Origin of the sequence: Acinetobacter sp. IK40, from assembly GCF_035615075.1 — a bacterium.
GTDB classification, from domain to species: domain Bacteria; phylum Pseudomonadota; class Gammaproteobacteria; order Pseudomonadales; family Moraxellaceae; genus Acinetobacter; species Acinetobacter courvalinii.
The window spans coordinates 334,315-356,960 of record NZ_JANBOE010000004.1 but is presented as its reverse complement, the minus strand read 5'-3'; the positions used below and the strand labels follow the sequence as shown (position 1 = coordinate 356,960).

12 protein-coding genes and 2 pseudogenes are annotated in these 22,646 nt (G+C 43.2%); 3 read left to right on the top strand and 11 right to left on the bottom strand.

What is annotated here, in order from left to right:
• The 5 genes and pseudogenes from MSG93_RS19280 to MSG93_RS09875 all read right to left on the bottom strand — a co-directional run.
• Window positions 1-1,194 (bottom strand): annotated as a pseudogene (locus tag MSG93_RS19280) (Ig-like domain-containing protein); the annotation flags it as partial.
• A gap of 15 nt (window positions 1,195-1,209) precedes the next feature.
• A pseudogene (locus MSG93_RS09890) lies at window positions 1,210-6,975 on the bottom strand (Ig-like domain-containing protein); the annotation flags it as partial.
• Window positions 6,976-7,440: 465 nt separating this feature from the next.
• The gene (locus tag MSG93_RS09885) at window positions 7,441-8,940 is read right to left on the bottom strand and encodes a cation:proton antiporter (protein WP_005288466.1); all 1,500 of its coding nucleotides are present in this window, start codon (window positions 8,938-8,940) and stop codon (window positions 7,441-7,443) included.
• A gap of 286 nt (window positions 8,941-9,226) precedes the next feature.
• Entirely contained in the window at window positions 9,227-10,117 is an 891-nt protein-coding gene (locus MSG93_RS09880; protein WP_005227116.1) for a neutral zinc metallopeptidase, read from the bottom strand.
• Between the two features lie 37 nt (window positions 10,118-10,154).
• Window positions 10,155-11,078, bottom strand: a complete 924-nt coding sequence (locus MSG93_RS09875; protein WP_005288467.1) for a DUF808 domain-containing protein — start codon at window positions 11,076-11,078, stop codon at window positions 10,155-10,157.
• Window positions 11,079-11,243: 165 nt separating this feature from the next.
• On the opposite strand from MSG93_RS09875, the gene trpS reads away from it, so the two are divergent.
• The 3 genes from trpS to MSG93_RS09860 all read left to right on the top strand — a co-directional run bounded on the left by trpS (window position 11,244) and on the right by MSG93_RS09860 (window position 15,061).
• Entirely contained in the window at window positions 11,244-12,257 is a 1,014-nt protein-coding gene (gene trpS / locus MSG93_RS09870; RefSeq protein ID WP_005227112.1) for a tryptophan--tRNA ligase, read from the top strand.
• 416 nt (window positions 12,258-12,673) lie between these two features.
• Complete coding sequence (locus MSG93_RS09865; protein ID WP_005288468.1) at window positions 12,674-13,318, top strand: YqiJ family protein; 645 nt, start codon at window positions 12,674-12,676, stop codon at window positions 13,316-13,318.
• Between the two features lie 30 nt (window positions 13,319-13,348).
• On the top strand, window positions 13,349-15,061 hold the full coding sequence (locus MSG93_RS09860; protein WP_324621576.1) for a flotillin family protein: 1,713 nt from the start codon (window positions 13,349-13,351) through the stop codon (window positions 15,059-15,061).
• 54 nt (window positions 15,062-15,115) lie between these two features.
• Here MSG93_RS09860 and MSG93_RS09855 read toward each other — a convergent pair whose 3' ends face one another.
• The 6 genes from MSG93_RS09855 to sucC all read right to left on the bottom strand — a co-directional run bounded on the left by MSG93_RS09855 (window position 15,116) and on the right by sucC (window position 22,640).
• Complete coding sequence (locus MSG93_RS09855) at window positions 15,116-16,174, bottom strand: fimbrial protein (protein WP_202740961.1); 1,059 nt, start codon at window positions 16,172-16,174, stop codon at window positions 15,116-15,118.
• Window position 16,175: 1 nt separating this feature from the next.
• Window positions 16,176-18,731, bottom strand: coding sequence for a fimbria/pilus outer membrane usher protein (locus MSG93_RS09850; protein ID WP_324621575.1), 2,556 nt, complete (start codon window positions 18,729-18,731; stop codon window positions 16,176-16,178).
• Window positions 18,732-19,460 carry a molecular chaperone gene (locus MSG93_RS09845; protein ID WP_324621574.1) on the bottom strand — a complete coding sequence of 243 codons (729 nt, stop codon included), beginning with the start codon at window positions 19,458-19,460 and terminating at the stop codon, window positions 18,732-18,734.
• A gap of 41 nt (window positions 19,461-19,501) precedes the next feature.
• A complete protein-coding gene (locus MSG93_RS09840; RefSeq protein ID WP_324621573.1) occupies window positions 19,502-20,047 on the bottom strand; it encodes a fimbrial protein in 546 nt (181 codons plus the stop codon).
• 523 nt (window positions 20,048-20,570) lie between these two features.
• On the bottom strand, window positions 20,571-21,461 hold the full coding sequence (sucD, locus tag MSG93_RS09835; RefSeq protein WP_003655479.1) for a succinate--CoA ligase subunit alpha: 891 nt from the start codon (window positions 21,459-21,461) through the stop codon (window positions 20,571-20,573).
• Window positions 21,462-21,473: 12 nt separating this feature from the next.
• A complete protein-coding gene (sucC, locus tag MSG93_RS09830; protein ID WP_005227098.1) occupies window positions 21,474-22,640 on the bottom strand; it encodes an ADP-forming succinate--CoA ligase subunit beta in 1,167 nt (388 codons plus the stop codon).
• Between the last annotated feature and the right edge of the window lie 6 nt (window positions 22,641-22,646).

Sequence of the window (22,646 nt, the reverse complement as noted above, 5' to 3'; positions counted from 1 at the left end):
TCGGTGCAGTCACATCCACTGTATACACTTGCGTGTCAGTCACTGTACTGCTGTTGCCTGCTGCATCGGTGAAGGTCGCTGTGGCATCAATGGTCGCATCCGTATCTGCAAGTAAGTCACTACCTGCGACATCCGCTGTCCAGTTACCGGTTGCTGCATCTACAGTTGCAGTGTAAGTCACGCCATTGATGAGGAGTGTCACCACTGTGGTGGCTGCATCTGCAGGGATACCGGTTAAGGTACCTGTAATCGTGACATTACCTGCACCCTCAGTTGCATTCACAACGTTATCGGCAGTCACCGCATCAATCGCAAGGGTTGCACCCGCTGGGTTTGGTGGGGTCGCATCGACGGTTTCTGTACCTGGTACAGACGGGTTACCTGCAGGGTCAGTTGCAATCGCAGTGATGGTATCACCATCCACCAGACCGCCCGGGTTTGGTACGGTCCACTCGCCTGTTACTGGATCAGTCACTACATCAACGGTGCTACCATCCGGGAAGGTCACAGTCACGGTTGAACCTGGTTCTGCTGTACCGGTGATTGGATCGGTACCATTGACCGGATCAATCTCTGGGGCATTCGGTGCAGTCACGTCAACAGTGAAGCTTTGGGTATCAGTGATTGTGCTGCTGTTACCTGCTGCATCGGTGAAGGTCGCTGTGGCATCGATGGTCGCATCCGAATCTGCAAGTAAGTCACGCCATTGATGAGGAGTGTCACCACTGTGGTGGCTGCATCTGCAGGGATACCGGTCAAGGTACCTGTCACTGTTACTGTGCCAGTAGATTCAGCTGCGTTAATAACGTTGTCTGCTGTCACTGGCGCAACAGTCAGTGTGCTACCAGTGGTATCTGGTGCAGTGGTATCCACAACATAGCTGTGATCTGCACTGACCGGACCTGTACCTGTTACATCAACAGTCACTTCAATGGTGCTGTCTGCATCTGCAGTCAACTCGCTACCTGGAACAGTCACGCTCCATGTACCATCCGCCTGTACGGTGGTGTTGTAATTGTTGCCGTTGACCACAACTGTCACTGCATCACCTGCAGTGAAGTCGCCTACAACCGCACCACTGACCGTTTGGTCCACACCCGCTTCTGCTGCGTTAACGGTGTTATCGCCTGCAATCGGGTTGATCACCACCACTGGTGTGCTGATATCTACGGTGTAGCTGGCATCTGCTGTCACAGTACCAGTGTTGCCTGCGGCATCTGTTGCCGTAATGCTGACATTGATGGTGCTGTCGGCATCAAGCACTAACTGTCCGCCATCAACGGTCACGCTCCATAAGCCACCGGTTTGTACTGTGGTGGTGATGTCTACGCCATTGACGTTGACCGTAACTACGTCACCCACGGTGTATTCACCGCTTACCGTACCACTGATGGTCTGGTCTGTTGCGGCTTCGCCTGAATCCACAATGCCATCGCCTGCAATCGGATTGATGGTAATCGTGGTCGTGCTGTTGTCCGGACCAGTGGTATCCACTGTATAGACTTGGGTATCAGTGATTGTGCTGCTGTTACCTGCTGCATCAGTGAAGGTGGCTGTCGCATCGATGGTTTTATCGCCATCGGCCAACAGGTCACTACCTGCCACATCCGCTGTCCAGTTACCAGTCGCTGCATCTACCGTTGCAGTGTATGTCACGCCATTGATAACTAAAGTCACCACTGTGGTGGCTGCATCTGCAGGGATACCAGTTAAGGTACCTGTCACTGTTACGGTGCCCGCTGATTCTGCTGCGTTGAGGACGTTGTCTGCAGTCACTGCATCAATCGCAAGGGTTGCACCTGTATTGTCTGGTGCAGTGGTATCCACTGTATAAACTTGAGTATCGGTGACTGTGCTGCTGTTACCTGCTGCATCGGTGAAGGTCGCTGTGGCATCGATGGTTTTATCGCCATCTGCCAGCAAGTCACTACCTGCCACATCAGCGGTCCATTTACCTGTCGCTGCATCTACAGTTGCAGTGTAAGTCACACCATTGATAACTAAAGTCACCACTGTGCTTGCTGCATCTGCTGGGATACCGGTTAAGGTACCTGTTACTGTCACGGTGCCAGTAGATTCTGCTGCGTTGAGGACGTTGTCTGCAGTCACATCATCAATTGCAAGGGTTGCACCTGTATTGTCTGGTGCAGTGGTATCCACTGTATATACTTGCGTATCAGTGACAGTGCTACTGTTACCTGCCGCATCAGTGAAGGTGGCTGTAGCATCAATGGTTTTATCGCCATCGGCCAACAGGTCGCTACCTGCAACATCTGCTGTCCAGTTACCTGTCGCTGCATCTACGGTTGCAGTATAAGTCACGCCATTAATTACAAGCGTAACAACCGTGCTTGCGGCATCGGCTGGAATATTCGTTAAAGTACCTGTGATGGTCACAGTGCCCGATGATTCTGCTGCATTCAATACATTATCGGCAGTTACGTCATTAATGCTTAATACCGAACCTGTCGTATCTGGTGCATTCGTATCTACTGTATAGCTTTGATCAGCATTGATTGACCCAACACCTGTAACTTCAACCGTTACATTGATTTTACTGTCTGTATCTGCAGTCAGATCGCTACCTGGAACAGTGACGCTCCATGTACCACCTGTTTGCAAGGTAGTCGTGTAATCTGTGCCATTCACATTGACAGTGACTTTATCTCCAACAGTAAAGCTGCCAACCACTGAACCACTAATGGTTTGATCAACACCCGCTTCTGCTGCGTTAACAATATTATCCCCAGCAATCGGGTTAATCACTACCACTGGTGTGGTGATATCCACGGTATAAGTAATGTCTGCAGTGACATTACCTACGTTACCTGCTGCATCTGTTGCCTGAATAGTTACATTAATGGTTTTGTCTGTATCAAGCGCCAATTGACCACCGTCAACTGTAATACTCCACACACCACCCGTCTGAACCGTTGTCGTGATATCCACGCCATTGACGTTGACAATAACGACGTCACCAACTTTATATTCGCCTGTTACGCTACCACTAATCGTTTGATCTGTGCCTGCTTCTGTTGAATCCAGAATATTGTCACCCGCAACCGGATTAATAGTAATCGTCGTTGTACTGTTGTCTGGGGCTGTTGTATCAACCGTATAAGTATGATCTGCAGTAACAGGACCAACGCCAGTTACATCTACAGTCACATTAATGGTTTTATCCGCATCTGTTGTTAGCTCAGCGCCAGCAACCTCAATACTCCAGTTACCGTTGTTATCTAAAGTAGTGGTGTAATCTGTACCATTCACATTGACAGTAACTTTATCTCCAACAGTAAAGCTGCCAACCACTGAACCACTAATGGTTTGATTGACACCAGCTTCTGCTGCATTCAGAACGTTATCACCCGCAATTGGATTAATCACCACAACAGGCGTGGTGATATCGATCGTATAGGTCGCATCAGCTGTTACACTACCCCCATTACCGGCGGCATCTGTTGCCTGAATAGTCACATTAATGGTTTTATCTGCATCAAGAACCAGTTGCCCACCGTCAACCGTGATACTCCACACACCACCCGTCTGAACAGTTGTTGTAATGTTGATACCATTCACATTGACAGTAACTACATCACCAACACGATACTCGCCTGTGACTTTACCGCTGATGACTTGACTGGCACCTGCCTCTGTTGAATCAACAACATTATCACCCGCAATCGGGTCAATAGTAATCGTGGTGGTGCTGTTGTTTGGTGGAGTTGTATCTACAGTTTCTGAACCTGGTGCTGACGGGTTACCTGCAGGGTCGGTGGCAATCGCTGTAACAGTATCGCCATCTTTTAAACCGCCCGGATTTGGTACGCTCCATTCACCTGTGGTTGGATCGGTAGGAACCTGGACAGTGCTGCCATCAGGGAAGGTCACCGTCACGGTTGAACCTGGCTCTGCAGTACCGGTGATTGGATCGGTACCATTGATTGGGTTAATCTCTGGTACAGCTGGTGCAGTCACATCCACGTTATAAGTTTGTGTATCCGTAACGTTGCTGCTATTGCCTGCTGCATCGGTGAAAGTCACTTTAGCATCAATGGTTTTATCGCCATCTGCCAGCAAGTCACTACCTGCCACATCAGCAGTCCATTTACCCGTCGCTGCATCTACAGTTGCCGTATAGGTCACACCATTAATCACAAGCGTCACAACAGCGCTCGCAGCATCTGCTGGCACACCTGTTAATTTACCTGTAATTGTGACAGTCGACGTTGACTCTACTGCATTGAGGACATTATCTGCTGTGACCGGATCAACGCTAAATTCAACATTACCCGTATTCGGTGGTGTAAGGTCTACAGTTTCTGTGCCCGGTGCAGATGGGTTACCTGCCGGGTCAGTCGCAATAACTTTAATTGTATCGCCATCTTTTAAACCGCCTGGGTTTGGTACGGTCCATTCACCTGTGGTTGGATCCGTTTCAACATCAACCGTTGATCCATCAGGGAAGGTCACCGTCACGGTTGAACCCGGCTCTGCAGTACCGGTGATTGGATCGGTACCATTGACAGGGTCAATCTCCGGTACAGCTGGTGCAGTCACATCCACGTTATAAGTTTGTGTATCCGTAACATTGCTGCTATTGCCTGCTGCATCAGTGAACGTCACTTTTGCATCAATGGTTTTATCGCCATCTGCCAGTAAGTCACTACCTGCCACATCTGCCGTCCAGTTACCTGTTGCAGTATCTACAGTTGCAGTGTAGGTCACGCCATTGATGACGAGTGTCACTACTGTGCTTGCTGCATCAGCAGGGATACCGGTCAAAGTGCCGGTAATTTTCACAGTCAACGTCGATTCTGCCGCATTCAAAACGTTGTCTGCGGTCACTGGATCTACATTAAATTGAACAGCATCTGTATCTGGTGGTGTGCTATCAATAACCACGGTTTCTGTGCCCGGTGCAGACGGGTTACCCGCCGGATCGGTCGCAATAACTTTAATCGTATCGCCATCTTTTAAACCGCCCGGGTTTGGTACGGTCCATTCACCTGTGGTTGGATCCGTTTCAACATCAACCGTTGATCCATCAGGGAAGGTCACCGTCACGGTTGAACCCGGCTCTGCAGTACCTTTGATTGGATCGGTACCATTGATTGGGTCAATTTCTGGTACCGCTGGTGCAGTCACATCTACGTTATAAGTTTGTGTATCCGTAACGTTGCTGCTATTGCCTGCGGCATCGGTGAAAGTCGCTTTCGCATCAATGGTCTTATCGCTATCTGCCAGCAAGTCACTACCTGCCACATCAGCCGTCCATTTAGCAGTTGCTGCATCTACAGTTGCGGTATAGGTCACGCCATTAATCACAAGTGTAACAACGGTCGTAGCTGCATCTGCAGGAATACCGGTTAAAGTACCAGTCACCTTCACAGTCGAAGTTGACTCTGCTGCGTTCAACACGTTGTCTGCAGTTACCGCATCAATCGCAAGGGTTGTACTGGTATTGTCTGGTGCTGTGGTATCCACTGTATAGACCTGGGTATCGGTCACGTTACTGCTATTGCCTGCAGCATCAGTGAACGTCACTTTTGCATCAATGGTCTTATCGCTATCTGCCAACAAGTCACTACCTGCGACATCTGCCGTCCATTTTCCTGTTGCAGTATCTACAGTTGCCGTATAAGTCTTACCATTAATGACGAGTGTCACTACTGTGCTTGCTGCATCAGCAGGGATACCGGTCAAAGTACTGGTAATTTTCACAGTCGAAGTGGATTCTGCCGCATTCAAAACGTTGTCTGCGGTCACTGGATCTACATTAAATTGAACACCATCTGTATCTGGTGGTGTGCTATCAATAACCACGGTTTCTGAACCCGGTGCAGATGGGTTACCCGCCGGGTCGGTCGCAATAACTTTAATCGTATCGCCATCTTTTAAACCGCCTGGATTTGGTACGGTCCATTCACCTGTGGTTGGATCGGTAGGAACCTGAACAGTGCTGCCATCCGGGAAGGTCACTGTCACGGTTGAACCAGGTTCTGCTGTCCCCGTGATCGGATCTTTGCCATTAATTGGATCAATTTCTGGTACCGCTGGTGCAGTCACATCTACGTTATAAGTTTGTGTATCCGTAACGTTACTGCTATTGCCTGCTGCATCGGTGAAAGTCACTTTTGCATCAATGGTTTTGTCACTATCAGCCAGTAAGTCACTACCTGCCACATCAGCAGTCCATTTACCGGTTGCTGGATCTACCGTTGCCGTATAAGTCTTACCATTAATGACGAGTGTCACCACTGTGTTTGCTGCATCAGCAGGGATACCGGTTAAGGTACCAGTCACCTTGACGGTCGATGCTGATTCTGCCGCATTCAGGACATTATCCGCAGTCACCGGATCTACATTAAATTTAACTGCGCCAGTGTCTGGCGGTGTAGTGTCTGGATTATTACCATTATTATTATCGCGCCCATGACCATCGCTGCCGCCACTTGCTGCTGCAATAATACCGCCAGCCACTAAAGGAACAGCCCACAACCATGGATTCATACCACCGTCATGGTAAAGCAAAGGTTCTACAGACTGAATCGGTTGATAGACCACATCTGAAACAGGAACCTCAGGAGCAGCCTCTGGCACAACCGCTGGCGTTTCTTCTAAGTATACCGCTCCTTCCGTGTCTGCATCTGCATCTGCATCCGCGTCACTATCTGCATCCGCATCATTTTCGGCATCTTTAAAACGTGCCCAAATGAGTTGTCCATCTTCGCCTTGAAAAACCAGGCTGTTATCCAGATTCGCCCCTTCATTAAAGAAGTTTTGAATAACAATTGTTTCTCCGTTTTTCAGTAAAATAACGGCATTAGAACCATCTCTTTTTACTGTTGAGATATCGTTGACAGGGATCTTAACCAGAACCACCGTGGCCTCAGATGGTAAAGTCGTTGTTTTTTCCGTCGTATTTGCAAGGGTTTTATGACTTTCCTTGGAAATAATTTGTATTTCAGACATGATTATATTCCTCAATTATATATTATTAATTTCAAATCAATTTCTAATGACGTTATTACTGAAGTTAAAATTATTTTTTCAAGTGATAGAGTTCACGACACTACTTTAAATTAAACCGAATAAATGTTAAATAGCTCACAAAACAAAGAAAATAAACTTACATTGAAATAAATTATAACACTTACACAAATATATGTTTTACAACAACAAAAAAAATAAAAATTACTTTAAAAAATAAAAAAATTACACTTTTAAACAAATAAATTTACAAAGAAATAATAAGTTCCTAAAAAGTATTTTAATTAAATTAAACAAACTTTTTAAATATATTATTTAAATTAAAATAAAAGCCGTTCCCACACTTTAATTAAACTAAACACACCATTTAACGATTTTGTTAACTAAAAACAAAAAAGCCTTTTCATTATAAAAAGGCTTTTTTTAACAAAAGAAAAAAATATACGATTAAAAATTATCAGGATTTTCCAAGCGTTTGACCTCTTCCCGTTTACTTGGGTGATGCATGGTGGCGACCCCGTCCTCGGTTTTCTGATCCAGTAAAATCTCAGGGTTATAGATGGTAATCGTCTCTCGCCCTAAAGCATCCTCACCAATAATATATTTAAAACCACGGCGGTTCATCTTGTTACACATGCGTTGATAGAACCCTTTTAAGCCTTCTTTCTCTTCATTTGGATTGTAGTAGAACGCATTCATCACCGCAGGCAAACCAAGACCACATACCACCCCGGACAGCAACACACTAATAAAGGTATAACCAATCAGGATACTGCTGTATGGGCTAAGCTGAGGAATATTGGCCACAGCCAAGATCAAGGCCAGTGAAATACCACCACGTACCCCTCCCCAAGACAGAATCGCTAAACTGCCGTTATAGCTTTTTTTACGGAAAGATGGGAATAAGGCAAAAGAAGCAAAGTTGGCTGCAAAACGGGACAGATGCAGGATAATAAAGGCAATAATCCCGCCAATAATCAGGTTAGCACTCAGATCAAGAATAAAGAGTTCCAGGCCAATCAGGGTAAATAAGAAGGAGTTGATAATGCCTTCAACCGTATGCCAGAAGTGATTCACTTCACGTATTTCACGCTGTTCACGAATCTCTTGCCATTTGTTGCCGACAATCAGACCCCCAATAACACAAGCGATCGGCGCTGATGCATGAGCAAACAATGCGACCAGATAAGAACCACTGGCCAGCAAAGCTGTGGTTAAGATTAATGACTCCATCTCGTGTTTACCGCGTAATAAACGCAAGATTGCAAAACCGAATCCAAAACCAATAATCACCGCGACAAAGATTTCATAAAGTAAGGTTTCGACGGTTGCCAATAATGAAAAATGCTCACCTTGCAGCACTTTTAATAAAGTCATAAATAAGGCAATACACATGGCATCATTAAATAAAGACTCACCTTCCAGCTTTACCATGAGATGGTGTGGCGCACGAATTGAACTGAGTACACCTTTAACACCAATAGGATCTGTCGCCCCAAGCGCTGCGCCTAATAACAATAAAACGCCAATCGGGACCGGATAACCAACCAGCCATTGAAATAAATACAATAAACCTGCATAAAATCCTGCACATAGCACCAATGCAATCGTGGCTAAAATACCGATAGGTTTCCAATAGTTTTTTAAATCTGAAATTTTAAACTTAAGTGCTGAAGAAGTTAAAATAAAACAAATCACACCATTAATTAAAAAATCATAAAAATCAATATTTCTTACAGCAGCTTCAATATTATGAATATTAATGGTAATAAACTGGTTGCCATTTAACAGGCTTGCGCCCCACTGTAAAATAAAGACAAAAATCGCAGAAACAATCGGAACCCCAATCGCCTGAGGAAAACCCAGTATTCGTTTATTAAAAATGGTGGTGGCAATGGATAATGCAAAAATTACCGTTAATGCTTGTAAAAGAAAAAAATTACCCATATGACCTCTTTATTTATTTCAACTTCGACACATACAATTTATTTAAACTTTACAACTCACCATAAAGTGCAATTCAAAAGTCTATTGTTTTTTATGATTGAATAAAGAATGAAGGTCTATGCTGCAGTTTGACTCACTAATTATTTAATTTTATTTACAAATGATTCAGTACAGTAATAAACCTATCATCCTCAATTCAGCATAGACATGTTATTTTACGTTAATTCTGCTTAGGCTTCGTATATCTTCCGTATAAAAATCAAGGACAAAAAACCGCCGGGGCTGATCACTTAAAAGTATTACACTGGTTGACATCACCCGATTTCAAACCGGTCTGAAACCACTGCATACGCTGTTCACTGGTGCCATGAGTAAAACTATCAGGCACAACCTGTCCTGTGGCACGACGCTGCAGATAGTCATCACCAATTTTTTCAGCGGCATCCATCGCTTCTTCAATATCCCCTTGCTCAAGGAATTGGGTGCGCTGCTGATTTTGATGCGCCCAGATACCGGCAAAACAGTCGGCCTGTAATTCCAGACGTACAGAGAGTTGATTGCCCTGTGCCTGGCTCGCCTGAGCACGTGCTTGCTGTACCTGATCTGAAATTCCCAACAGATTCTGGATATGATGTCCCACCTCATGTGCAATTACATAAGCTTGGGCAAAATCCCCGGCCTGGTCCTGACGGGAAAGCTCGGTCTGGTTCTGCTCACCAGAGATGCCCATCTGTTGACGCATATCCTTAAAGAAAGAGGTATCAATATAGACCTTTTGATCTGCCGGACAATAGAACGGTCCCATCGCGGCTTGCGCAGTCCCGCAACCTGATCGGACCACGCCGCTAAAAAGGACCAGACGAGGTGGTTTATAAGTCATTCCCAATTGCTGGAAAATCGGTGTCCAGGTATCTTCTGTATCTGCCAGTACCGTACCGACAAAATCACTGGCCTCTTTTTGTTCAGCGGTCAAACTTTGCGGTGCACTGCCCTGTTGAGACGATTGTGCCGTGACGGCTTGCGTGGCCTGATAGGCTTGTTGTGGATCGACACCAAAGAACTTCCAGGCCACAAAAGCCACCACCAGACCCAATATACTGATACCACCTGCTTTAGCTCCGCCACCACCACGACGGTCTTCAACATTGGTACTGACTCGACGACCTTTCCAACGCATAACTACCTCACATAATTCTGATGATGACGATTCAGGCTTAAGTTGATGCCTTTGGCCAAACTTTCTGAATCAGACTGATAATAAGCAATACAATTGCGCCCGCCACCAGACCAATTCCAAGATTGATCAAAGTCGGCGTCAATGCGCCAATGATTGAACCCACATTTGGAATCAGCTCTAAATGGTCAACGGTTTCTTCGGTAAAATGATGCAGTAAAGGAATGGTATGCGAAATAATACCGCCACCAACTAAAAACATGGCAATTGTCCCGACAATTGACAGTGTCTTCATCAAAACTGGAGCAAAAGCAAGTAAACCACGCCCTATTTTATTTTTAAATTCAGAAGCCTGCTGGGTTAAAAATAAACCTAAATCGTCAATTTTAACGATCATTGCAACTAGACCGTAGACACCGGCCGTCATGACAACTGCAATAATACTTAATACTGTCACTTTAGACATAAATGGTGCGGTTGCAACTGTACCTAACGAAATCACCACAATTTCAGCCGATAAGATGAAGTCGGTACGAATTGCTCCTTTGACTTTTTCTTTTTCGAATTTGGCCAGATCAACTTCGACATGCTGTAAATCTTCACTCGCCTCTTCTTTGGTTTTGGCTTTTTTATGCTGCAAGGTATGAACGACTTTTTCCACACCTTCATAACAGAGAAACAAGCCACCAATCATCAACAAGGGATTAATCAGCCACGGCGCAACCACACTGATAAGCAATGCCAATGGTACGAGGATTAACTTATTAACAAATGATCCTTTTGCAACACTCCAAACCACAGGCAGCTCTCGATCTGCACGTACGCCACTGACCTGTTGTGCATTCAGCGCCAGATCGTCGCCCAAGACACCCGCAGTTTTTTTGGCTGCCATTTTGCTCATTACAGCAACATCATCCAGAATCGTCGCAATATCATCCAGTAATAATAATAAACCACTCGCCATTTTTAATTCCTCATTTGTATTTATGTCGCTATTGTAGATTCCCTCAATATATTCACAATATTATTTTTCAGAAAAAGTTTCAGCAATCGCTGACGAAAAAAAATTATTTCCCGTACAATAATATCAATCTTATATTTATTAAATCACTGAATCTTGGAACATATCATGAGTAATATTGATCAACGTCCAATCATTTTGACAGGCGACCGTCCGACTGGGCAACTTCATCTTGGACACTTTGTCGGTTCATTACGTTCTCGTGTAGGTCTACAAGACAGTCATCATCAACATCTATTATTGGCTGATGCTCAGGCCATGACAGACAATGCCGATAACCCGGATAAAGTTCGCAACAATATTCTTCAAGTGGCACTAGATTATTTGGCAGTCGGCATTGATCCAAGCAAAACCACAATTTGTGTACAGTCATGCTTACCTGCGCTAAACGAATTGACCATGCTGTACCTCAACTACGTGACAGTGGCACGTTTAGAACGTAACCCGACCATTAAATCCGAGATCCAGATGCGTGGATTTGAGCGTGATATTCCAGCGGGCTTCCTGTGCTACCCGATTGCGCAAGCAGCAGACATCACGGCATTTAAAGCCACCGTTGTTCCTGTCGGCGAAGATCAGATTCCAATGATCGAGCAAACCAACGAAGTGGTTCGTCGTGTTAACCGTCAAATCGGTCATGACCTGTTACCAGAATGTAAAGCGCTGTTATCCAACATGGCACGTTTACCTGGTTTTGACGGTAAAGCAAAAATGTCTAAATCACTAGGCAATACCATTGTGCTGAATGCTTCTGACAAAGACATCAAGAAAGCGGTTAATGCCATGTATACCGATCCGAATCACTTACGGATTGAAGATCCAGGTCAGGTTGAAGGCAATATCGTATTCACTTATTTAGATGCTTTTGATCCAAATAAAGAAGAAGTGGAAGAATTAAAAGCGCATTATCGTCGTGGTGGTCTCGGTGATGGTACAGTGAAAAAACGTCTGGAAGGCGTACTTAAAGAACTGATTACACCAATCCGTGAACGTCGTGCCGAGTTAGAAAAAGATCCGGATTACATTATGGATGTGCTTAAACAAGGCACTGAAAAATGCCGGATTATCACTCAACAGACCTTAGATGAAGTCAAAGATGGCTTAGGATTATTTAAATTCTAATTTATGTTCTTATTCACATAAAAAGCCCGATTTCGGGCTTTTTTTAATATAAACGTTTGATTTAAGTTTGATTTTAGAACTTCCCGATAAAATATAAAACTAACACTTTTTGTCACTTATTAACATGTATTAACAGTTGTTAACATGAATACCGATGAACTTGGTCGGGATTTTAAATAAGATTGCGTTGTAGATTAGCAAACACTAATCTCATGACATTTCTCCTTTCAACCGAAACTGTTTTAAACAGATTCGTTGTTCAACGCAATGACAACCCCAATCATTGCGTTTTTTTTCGCCTGTCATAATCTGAACAATTTAAGTTGAAATTCAACTGTATTAGTTTTATTCTTATAACTGTTTTATTTTTATAAAAAATTTATTAATTATCTCTAAAAGAAATAAGAGAAACGCTGATGATCTGGGATTTATTAACACATCCTTCTAATCTTATTTTTAGCATTGCCTTAATGCTATGTCTATTTATCGGTGTACTCGAATTCATCTTGCTATTATTTGGCGGTAGTTCCAGCTTTCTGGAACAGTTTCTTCCTGATAGCCTGACTGATATTGACCATGCCGATGTTTCACTGGAACAGTCAGGAAATCTGTTTACCCAGCTTTTAGAATGGCTTTATCTGGGCAAAGTCCCATTACTGATCTGGTTAATTATTTTCTTAACCCTGTATGCATTAACAGGCTTGATTATTCAGGATGTTTTTTTCCAGTTTACAGAACAATATGTATCGGCATGGATCATTGCGCCTGCCTGCCTGTTTTTGGCAATGCCACTGGTACGTTATAGCGCGGCATTGATTGCCAAGATTATTCCCAAAGATGAAACCACCGCCATTCGGCATGATGACCTGATTGGCCGTACCGCCCACATTATTTTAGGGGAAGCCAGACCAAACTCCCCTGCTCAGGCCAAAGTCAAAGACCAGTTTGGCCAGATGCATTACGTCTTGGTTGAACCCGAATTTGATATGGTCTTCCATCAAGGTCAGGACGTTATTTTAACGCAAAGAACCAAAATTGGCTTCCAAGCGATTGTTGCTTAGTTTTTATATTTATTACATGAGGGTGTTTAAATGTTGAGTTCAGCATTGACTGAAATTCTAATTATTACAGGTGTTATTTTTGCCGCACTGATTTTTATTGGTATTGTCATCGCGCGTCTTTATACCCGTTCCAGCAAAGAAGTCTCTTTCGTGCGTACCGGTTTTGGTGGTGAAAAAGTCATTTTAAATGGAGGCGCTATCGTGCTTCCTGTTTTACATGAAATTATCCCGGTCAACATGAACACCTTACGCTTAGAAGTAAAGCGTGCCGCGGATCAGGCATTGATTACCCGTGACCGTATGCGTGTCGATGTCATGGCGGAATTTTATGTGCGTGTTAAACCGATTGCAGAATCTATTGTAACCGCGGCACAAACCTTAGGCCGTAAAACCATGTCTCCACCAGAGTTAAAAGATCTGGTTGAAGGTAAGTTCGTCGATTCACTACGTGCGGTGGCCGCTGAAATGGCCATGGAAGAGTTGCATGAGAAGCGTGTCGACTTTGTGCAAAAAGTTCAGCAAGTGGTTTCGGAAGATTTATCCAAGAATGGTCTGGAACTTGAAACCGTGTCTTTAACAGGTCTCGATCAAACCAGCTTTAAATTTTTTAATCCGCAAAATGCCTTCGATGCAGAAGGTTTAACCAAGCTGACTGAAACCATTGAAGACCGCCGTAAAAAGCGTAATGACATTGAGCAAGATGCTGACTTGGCGATCCGTGCCAAAAATCTTGAAGCTGAACGTGCCCGTCTTGGCATTTCACGTGAAGAAGAATATGCCAAGCTAGAACAGGAACGTGAAATTTCCATCCGTAAAGCCGAACAATTGGCTGAGATTGCCTCACAGGAAGCAGGCAAAAAACGTGAAGCTGAAGAAGCACGTATTGCGGCTGAACGTGAAGTCGAAATTAAACGGATTGCTTCTGCACGTGATGTCGAAAACGAGAATATTCAAAAAGCGCAATTAATCCAGAAAGCGCAGGTTGAACAGAAGAAAACCATTGAGCTGGCTGAACAGGATCGTGCCATTGCCATTGCGGAAAAATCCCGTGCCGAATCAGAAGCTAAGGCGCAGGCGGATAAAGCCCGTGCTGAAGCGGTAAAAGCAGAAGAAGAAGTTGTCACTGTCCGTGAAACCCAACGCGCTGAACGTCAAAAGGCAGTTGAACTGGTTGCAGCCAAACAGACTGCCGAGAAAGAAGCGATTGCCATTACCGTTGCTGCGGATGCGGGTAAAAAAGCCGCTGCCGATGAAGCAGAAGCCGTGCGTATTGCCGCAGAAGCGGATGCTGAGAAAATCCGCTTAAAAGCCAAAGGTGAAGCAGATGCGAAAGTGTTGCTGGCTCAAGCCCTAGAGAAACAATATCAAGTCGATGCAGAAGGTGCGCGTGCAGTCAATGAAGCAGCCAACACCCTTTCTGCTGAACAGGTTGAGATGCAGGTGCGTCTGGCCTTATTGAAGCATTTACCAGAAATTATCCGTGAAAGCGTGAAACCGATGGAAAATATTGATGACATCAAGATCTTGCAAGTCAATGGTTTAAATGGCTTCGCTGGCGCTTCTGCAACTTCCGGTGAAGGGGTTGAAAACGGTTCAACCTCATTATCAGATCAGGTGGTAAATAGTGCTTTACGCTACCGTTCACAAGCACCCTTAATTGATAGCCTGATGAATGAACTGGGCCTGCAAGGGGGCGACATCAATGGTTTGACCCAAGGTCTGAATAAACCCAAAGCAGAATAAGTCTGATATGAAATAAAAAAGAGCCTGCTGCAGGCTCTTTTTTTATGGAATTGGTTACTTATATACCACCGTCACTGTGGCTTGTGCATTGACGCTTCCCGCAACGGCGGCAACATTATCTTTCTTATAATATTTTGCATAGAAATTTTTGGTTAAAGCCGGATTTGCTCCAGCTCCCAGCGTTCCGAACAGATATTCAGTATTATAGCTTATCGCATTATTATTCGATGCATCATATATTCGTATACCGACATTACTGGTGGCTGCATTACTATTGTTCAATACGGTGGTGTTATTGCCAACATTAGAATTGTCACTCATGGCAAAATAAAGTGCAGTACTGGCAAGCCCTGAACTGCATGTCGCCGTGATTGAAAAAGGAGTTTTCCCCCCTGCTTCGGTGCCAGTGGTGGGCAAAGCACTGGTGGCAATGGTCGGCAAAGTCACAATCGGATTGTTTAAACTGCAGGTCTTGGTATTCGCCGGGGTCAGGGTCAGTTGTACAAAACCGGACTGACTATCCTGATAACGGTTTGTTCCTTCGGTCAGATCCAGATAGACCTTGCCTAAATCAAGCTGCACCGCTGCTGTACTCTCCGTCAAGGCCGCAGTGAAATAGAACTTGAGATTGACAATATTGACACCTTGCGTGGCGGACTCGCCTGTGGCATTGCTATATAAACTAATGGTTTTGGCTAAAGCTAAGACTGGCTTCCCCGCCTTGGTATCCTGAACCTGAAACGTCACATAGCCATATTGATTGAAATAAGGACTGCTACTGTTGACGATCTTGTAATAGGTCGTACCGGCATAACTCACCGACTGATCAAAGTTGACATGACTGCCTACTGTGGTAAAAGAAGAAGTTTTTCGGTCTGCAAAATTATCAGGAACCTTATTCGAACAATTCACCAAAGAGTAAGCAGGAATAGAAGTCACAAAATTCGTAGCCAAGGTCCAGTTAGAGGTTGAACCGGTGATACTACTGGTATTCATCGCCAAAGGCTGAGTTGGATTAGAAGTACACACGCCGTTATCCGTAGCAAAAGCATGTTGCCCCTGAGCAATACCTAAAACAGTAAATAAGAGCGTAAATCCATATTTTTTGAGCATGTTATTTACACTCCACATCGATCATCTGAATACGATTCACTTGCTTCTTTTTCGGAAGCAGTTTTTCTGGTGCATCAATACGGCAAGCATAGGATTCATTCATGCCCCATTGCACATAGAGATCTTGTTTTAATAATTGCGCTTTTTCTATAAATAGCTGATTTGACTGGCCAAACATGCCTGCTACTTGCCCCGCCTGATTCACTGCCTGCACCCCGATCGGAATCTGCTGATGTTCACCCTTAACTTGTACATTTAATAAAATATTTGAGCTTTGCTCGACATCAAATTTGATCAAGGTTGAACTATAACGGCGTGGAATGACTTCCGCCTGATTCGCAGTTAAATTCACATCCAGAGGCAAATGCTTGGTATCTAAACGGATGGTGTTGGCTTCATAAGGAGAAACATTGGCATAAATTGCATTGCCCCAATAGTCAACTTTACTACCCCAGGCATTCACGACATCAGCGCCATGCGCACCCTTTGCATGAACAATGGTAAACGTGTCCGATAAATTATTGGTTGCGGTAATTCCATAAGGATGAGCGACAACCGCACCTTTGGCACTGAAACCATATTGGGTCTGGTCATTACTCCAGCCTGTTACCACGCCTAGTTGTACTTGAGCTAAGCTGTAATTGATATTGGCTGAAACAGCAGAATTATTTTTTCCATTGTTCCAGTTCTGGGTCGTGGTTAAGCCATAATTGAATTGATTGTTTTCCCCTAATGTTCCAGTGAAACCCACATTCGCTGTGGTTGGATGGCCGACGTTATCTGCATATTGAATATTAGAATACAGATTGGCCTGCTTTTTACGCCACTCTAAAGGTAAAGACAAGCTCAGATAAACCTTATTTTCTTTTCCAGCATCATTTAACTGATTATTATTTTGACTATAACCGATAGAATAGCTCAATTTATTCCAGCGATTACTATAGTTAATACTATATTGCACATAGTCTTTATTGGTATTCCAGTATTTATTTTGGGTGGCATTTAAATAAACAGAGCCCAAACCCTCTTTAAAATTTTGATAAAGTGAAATGTTAAATTGCTGTTTTAATAAATAGGTAAGAAAAAGACTATCGATTTCAGCTTGATTCAAATCATTAAAATTTCGTAAAGACATGGTATTACTTAATGTCATGTATTCACGATCTTGATATTGTGCTGAAACGTTCAGAAAAGTATTCAGCGGACTATAGCTATATTGATAAGCAGCTTTATATTTCCATCCGGCATAATCATTTTTTGCTAAGCTCGCATTTGTTTTTTCCGCATCAAATCTTAGTCCGCCCAGCCTTGTATTTTGCCCAAAACCGAATAAGTAGCTTTGAAAATCATGACTAAGATTGCTGCCAAGATATAAGCTGGAATAATTGCTTAGGCCATATTCGGCACTGAGCTGACCCAGATAATCATCCGATGTTTTATTGTTGATTTTGTATTGACCTGAGGCAAGGTTGTAATTTAACTGCCCCATTCGCACCAAGTTCATATTTCCTTGCATCGGCACAATGAAGCTATGTTTTTCTCCACCATTTTCAGTAACCTGAACCGTTAAATCACCATTATTATTAACCGCTGTGAGATCATTAAACTCAAACTCACCTGCAGGTACGGTACGTTCGTAAATTTTCCGGCCATTCTGAAACACAGAAACCAAGGCATTGGTGTTGGCCAAACCACGGATCAAAGGTGCATAGCTGCGCTGCGACATCGGCAGCATACTAATATCGGAAGCAAGCTGTAAGCCGCGTATTTGCGCCGAGTCAATTGCATAAGTCTGGGTATTAAAGTCCCCCATCTCTAGCCGTGCTTTCAGCGCAGGAATATCTGTAGACAATACATTCAGATAAGATTGATAACCGCCGAGTTGCGTTCCATCTGAGTCAAAACTTCCCGCATGACGAAAGTTAAAACGACTGAAGTTAAATCCACCGGTTAAATTCAGATAATTGCTGCTGACTTGTTCTCGCTGGTTTAATTTACTGGTGTAACGGTTAAAATCGTAACCGAGATAAGCAGCAGTCACCCCCTGCTCAAATCGTTCAGGTGCAATATAACCTTCTGGTCGCTGATTAATGATGGCTAAAGGTAAAGAAATATCCAGAGTTAATGCCGACATATCCAGATCATAGTAGGCATCCGGATTCAGCTCTTTAATGGTCAAGCATGGCTTTTTAGGTAGTTTTTCCAAGACTTCTGGACGTAGATCCAGTCGTTTCAACAATTGCTCATCAATACATAGCACTGCCGTCAGCTCGGCATTCAAATGATCGAATTTAAGTGTAAGTTGCCCCAATGAGCGATGATGATTAATACTGGTATTGAGTGAGTACACACCCGCAGCAACGCCATTGGTCTGGCGGAATGAAGTTAGATCAATGTCCTGATTGCGTCCGCCAAACAATGCACGTGCATCAAAGGTATAAATCCGGTTATTTGATCCATCTCTCGCTTGCAATTTCTGATTTATATTTTCATTTTCTGCTGCATAAGTAGAGTGCATGCATAAAATAATAACGCTATAACTGAATGCATGCTTCATTTATTCTGCGCCATTGATGACAGCTTGATAAGCCTGATTTCCACCATAATCATTAATTAGTAAATAGCTAATATGCTGAGGCTTAAATTGAATTCCAGGTTTAAAACATTCAGTAGAATAAGGTGCAACCATTAATGGATCAGCATAAACAACATTTTCTTTATCCGGATTCAAACTGACATTATAAAAATTTACATAATAAGGAGATGGGTTATTCACCGTCACGCTTTTATTAGTTTCATTATATTTAAAGGTAACACTGGAAAATGCTTTTTCCTGTGAGATTTTTAAATTGACAGGACGATAAAATAGTTTAATACGTGAACGAATCGACACCTGTAATTTATTTTTTTCTGCTGTCTCAACCTGCTCAGATGCAGGCATATCCAAAATATTAAACCAATATAAGCTTTCTCTATCCTGAGGCAAAGCTGAGGTATCTTTCGCAATTAAGCGAAGCATTTGACCTTTATTTGAAGCAATTTGGGCCAAAGGAGGCGTTAAGATAAATGGAATCTTATCCGCCTCTGGTATCTGATGCGGGTCACCATTGTCTAACCATGCCTGAATTAATGCAGGACGATCGTCAGGATTGTTCAATTGAACAGTGACCGTATTCTGGTTGGAAGGAAAAATAATACGCGTCCCTGTAATCGTCACTCCTGCAAATGTTGCAGTAGAGATTGAACTGAGCATTGCAATGCGAAAGGCAATCGATGAGATACGCATATTGTTATATTTCCCCTGAACCAACCAAAATGAAACTACAATTATTTATAAATAATGCTGTAGCTTACTGATGACGTTACTGCACCAGCAGTTGTTGCAGCTGTTGCGAAATAACGGGCAAAGTAATTGAAGTCATTGCTATTTGTACCAGCAGAAACACCTACACTGCTTGACTGAGCTGGTGCTGGCGCATTTACATCAATAACAGTCTGGTTATTCGTCAACAACTGGATATCTACCAGTGTTGCCCCGCTTGTAGCTGTATTAATTAAACGACCTGCTGCATTGACTTTAGCCACTTCTGATTCGAAGTAAGGCGTTGCATTTAAGCTGCTTGCTGTACAACCAGCACCCGATAAGTTGATTTTAAATGCAGTGGTACCCGCCGTTGCATTTGCAGCGCCCAAAGCAGCGGTATTCACAGTTGGTAAAGTTACAGATGCAGATGCATTGCCACTTCCAGCAACGTTAGCACTACAAGTTCCAGCAACAAGCTGACCAGTAAAAGTGATCACGCCAGTTGCAGCAAAAGTCGTAGATGTTGCGCATACAGCCAGGAGAGCAAGCCCTAAACTTAATTTTTTCATTTGAGAGTATCCATAAAAATTTGATTGATTTTTCATTACTTAGCTTCACCCCAAATTGTTTAAAATCTTTGTAAAAAAGCTATGCAATTCAGAAACAATAATATACACAAAAACAACATTTTCAATAAAAATTTGCAAACCAAGTCACACTTTCACATGTTAATACACAATAATACGAGTTTTGTATTTTTCATGATTTAAAACATAAACTTAAAAATACCAGAGATTAAAATGACTCTTTTTTATACTTTTCCTTTTTGGTCAGAAGGTGAATATTTTTGTCACTTTGGTACAAGTTATTGAAATTTAAACAACTCATCTAAATTTTGAAAATGTATAAAAAATAGACAGTCGTTTAATGTTTTAGGTGTATATTCCGGCTGCAATGCTAAATTTTAAGTTTTATTGAGGATCAGTTTTTATGGTCAAACCCACTTATATTTATAGAACCCACCCCGATTTTCAGGCAATAAAAAACCCCAATGTCGCCATTGGGGTTTTTTAAAGATTAAAATCTAACGTATTACGCTAAACCTTTCTCTTTTAAAACTTGCAACATAGTAGAACCAAGCTCAGCTGGGCTACGCGTGTAAGCCATTCCCGCGCGTTCAAATGCAGCGAATTTCTCTTCAGCAGTACCTTGACCACCAGAAATGATCGCACCAGCGTGACCCATACGTTTACCTTTAGGCGCAGTTACACCAGCGATGTAACCGACTACAGGCTTAGTCACGTTAGATTTGATGAATTCAGCAGCTTCTTCTTCCGCTGTACCACCGATCTCACCGATCATGATGATTGCATCAGTATCTGGATCGTCTTGGAACAATTGAAGCGCTTCGATCTGGTTCATACCTGGGATTGGGTCACCACCAATACCGATACAAGTAGACTGACCTAAACCAAGCTTAGTTGTTTGAGCAACAGCTTCATAAGTCAATGTACCTGAACGTGAGATGATACCAATACGACCTGGTTGGTGAATGTGACCAGGCATAATACCGATCTTACATTCGCCTGGAGTGATCACGCCTGGGCAGTTAGGACCAACTAAACGCGTACCGTTACCGTTAGTTTCTAAGTAGCGTTTTGCTTTAAGCATGTCGATTGTTGGAACACCTTCAGTGATCACAACGATCAGGCCAACACCTGAATCAACCGCTTCAACGATTGAGTCTAAAACGAATGGAGCTGGTACATAGATTACAGATGCATCTGCATTTGTTTCACGTACCGCTTCTTTCATTGTGTTGAATACTGGTAGATCAAGGTGAGTTGTACCACCTTTACCTGGAGTAACACCACCAACAACTTTTGTACCGTAGTCTAAAGCTTGTGCAGAGTGGAAAGTACCGTTTTTACCAGTAAAACCTTGTACCAATACTTTAGTGTCTTTATTAATTAATACGCTCATGATTGATACTCCTTACGCTTTAACTGCAGCTACAACTTTTTCTGCGGCATCAGATAAACCGTTCGCAGAAATTAATTTCAAACCAGATTCATCAAGTAATTTAGCACCTAACTCAGCGTTGTTACCTTCTAAACGAACAACAACTGGAACAGTTACGTTTACTTCTTGAACCGCTGCAATAATTGCTTCAGCAATCATGTCACAACGTACGATACCACCGAAGATGTTGATTAAAACACCTTGTACAGACGTATCAGCAAGGATGATTTTGAACGCTTCGATTACGCGCTCTTTGGTTGCACCGCCACCAACGTCAAGGAAGTTTGCAGGCTGACCACCATAAAGTTTAATGATGTCCATTGTTGCCATTGCAAGACCAGCACCGTTCACCATACAACCGATGTTACCTTCTAAAGCAACATAGTTAAGATCAAATTCAGATGCTTTTAATTCACGCTCGTTTTCTTGAGTTTTATCACGTAAAGCAGCAACTTTAGGTAAACGGTAAAGCGCGTTAGAGTCGATACCTACTTTCGCATCAACACATAAAATATCGCCATTTTCACGAACTGAAAGTGGGTTAATTTCAAATAATGCAAAGTCATTTTCTACAAATGCTTGGTAAGCAGCGCCCATAATTTTTACAAATTGGCTCACTTGCTTGTCTTTCAAACCTAAAGCAAACGCAACTTCACGTGCTTGGAATGGTTGTAAGCCAACTAAAGGATCAACTTCAACTTTGATAATTTTTTCAGGCGTTTCTTCCGCAACTTTCTCGATTTCTACACCACCTTCGGTAGAAGCCATGAAAGTAATACGACGGCTAGAACGGTCTACAACCGCGCCCAAGTAAAGCTCACGCTCAACTGGGTAAACGTCTTCAGCAACGATAATGCTGTTTACTGGTTGACCATTTGCATCAGTTTGATACGTTACAAGACGAGTACCAATGATGTTGTTAGCAAATTCGATAACATCTTCTTTAGATTTTGCAACTTTAACGCCGCCAGCCTTACCACGACCACCAGCATGAACTTGCGCTTTCATTACCGCGAATTTACCACCAAGCTGTTCAAATGCAGCAACTGCTTCGTCTGCATTTGTTGCCAAGATACCTTCTTGTACTGGCATGCCATATTCTTTCAATAATGCTTTAGCTTGATACTCATGTAAGTTCATTTAGTT